Origin of the sequence: Actinomadura sp. 6K520 (assembly GCF_004349245.1) — a bacterium.
Classification (GTDB): Bacteria; Actinomycetota; Actinomycetes; order Streptosporangiales; family Streptosporangiaceae; genus Spirillospora.
Genome location: NZ_SMLC01000379.1, coordinates 1 through 1,815, shown reverse-complemented (window position 1 = coordinate 1,815; position 1,815 = coordinate 1). Strand labels below are relative to the sequence as shown.

Genomic DNA, 1,815 nt, shown 5'->3' with positions numbered 1-1,815 from the left:
GGTGGTGCGGGGATGGTCAGGACGACCTTGCCGATGTGGCGGGCCTGACTGAGATGCCGGTACGCCTCTGGCGCATGCCGGATGTCGTAGGTGGTGGCGGGCAGGGGGTGGAGACGCTCGTCCGCGAACAGGTCGTGCAGTTCGGTGAGGATCTCCTGGATGCGCTCGGGACCGGCCTGCATGATGTCGAACGCCTGGTAGTGGACGCCCGGGTGGGCGGCGGCCACCTGCTCGGGGTCGCGGATGTCGGTCTTGCCCATTTCGAGGAAGTGTCCGCCGGGTGTGAGGAGGCGGAGTGAGGCGTCGTTGAACTCTCCGGCGAGTGCGTTGAGGACGACGTCGATGCGGTGGTCGCCGAGTGCGTCGCCGAAGTGCTCCTCGAACTCCAGGGTCCGGGACGAAGCGATGTGGCTCTCTTCAAGACCGTGCTCGCGCAGGACTTTCCACTTGCCGGGACTTGCGGTGGCGAAGACCTCGATGTCCCAATGCCGGGCGAGATGCAGAGTGGCGGTGCCGACTCCGCCGGTGGCGGCGTGCAAGAGGAGGCGTTGTCCGCGCTGGATGCCGGAGAGGTCGGCGAGGGCGTAGTAGGCCGTCAGGTAGGCGACGGGGACGGTGGCGGCCTGGGTGAACGACCAGCCGTCCGGGATGCGGGTGATCATGCGGTGGTCGGCGATGGCGGTGGGGCCGGTGCCGGTGAAAATGCCCATGACCCGGTCGCCCACGGCCAGGTGGTCCACGTCCGGACCCACCTCTACCACGGTGCCGGCGCCTTCCCCGCCGAGCGGGCGCTGGTCCTGGGGGATCATCCCCAGGGCATAGAGGACGTCGCGGAAGTTCACCCCGACCGCCCGCACGGCGATGCGCACCTGTCCGCTGCCCAGCGCTTCGTCCAGTTCCGGCGCGGGAACCAGGGTCAGATTCTCCAGGGTGCCCTTGCCCGCGACGGTCAGCTGCCAGGGGCCTTCCGGAGGTGGCGTGAGCATCGGCTGCTGCCCGGCCCGGACCAGCCGAGGGACGTGAACCACACCGTCACGGATGGCGAGCTGGGGTTCGCCCTGAGCCGACGCGGCCTCGATCGCGGATGAGAGGGCCGCGAGACTGCCGGGCCGGTCGTCCAGATCGACGATGGTGACGCGTTCGGGATGCTCGACCTGGACGCTCCGGACCAGGCCCCATACCGGTGACTGCGCCAGCCCCGGCGCTCCACCCCCGGCGACACCGTTCGCGGCGCCGGTGTCGACGCTGACTGCGTTGCGGGTCGCCAGTACGAGCCGGGTGTCGCTCAGCCGCTCGTCGGCGAGGTACCGCTGAAGCAGCTCCAGCAGCTCCCGCGTGATCGCGTGCGCCGGACCGGCCGGTTCGCCGCCGTCGCCGCCCGTGGCGCAGGGGAACAGGATGACCGGCGGCGGCTCGGAGATCTGCTGGAGGTCGTCGTAGACCTGCGTGGGCGTGGTGGCCGCGGTACTGAGCAGGTGCGCGAACTCGGGATTGTGCGAAGCCAGGATCGCGTAGGTGCTGACGCCGGTCGCGTTACCGGCCGCCAGCTCCGGCCAGCTCAGCACGTAGAGCTGGTTGTCTCGGCCGGGCTTGGTGGGGAGCCCGGTGAGTGGCCGGAGAGCGAGGGTGTCGATGGTGGCGACGGTCTGGCCTGCCGGGTCGGTGGCGGTGATGGTGAGGCTGGTGGCTTGTCCGGGGGTGGGGGTGATGGCGACGTGGAGTGTGGTGGCGCCGGTGGCGTGGAGGGTGACGCCTTGCCATGTGAAGGGGAGGTGGGCTTGGTCGGCGGGTGTGTCGGTGGTGAGGGCGATGGGG

1 protein-coding gene is annotated in these 1,815 nt (G+C 70.1%); it reads right to left on the bottom strand.

Annotated features, from left to right (window positions below):
- On the bottom strand, positions 1-1,815 hold a 1,815-nt coding region (locus tag E1289_RS37440), incomplete at both ends, for a zinc-binding dehydrogenase (protein WP_165970785.1).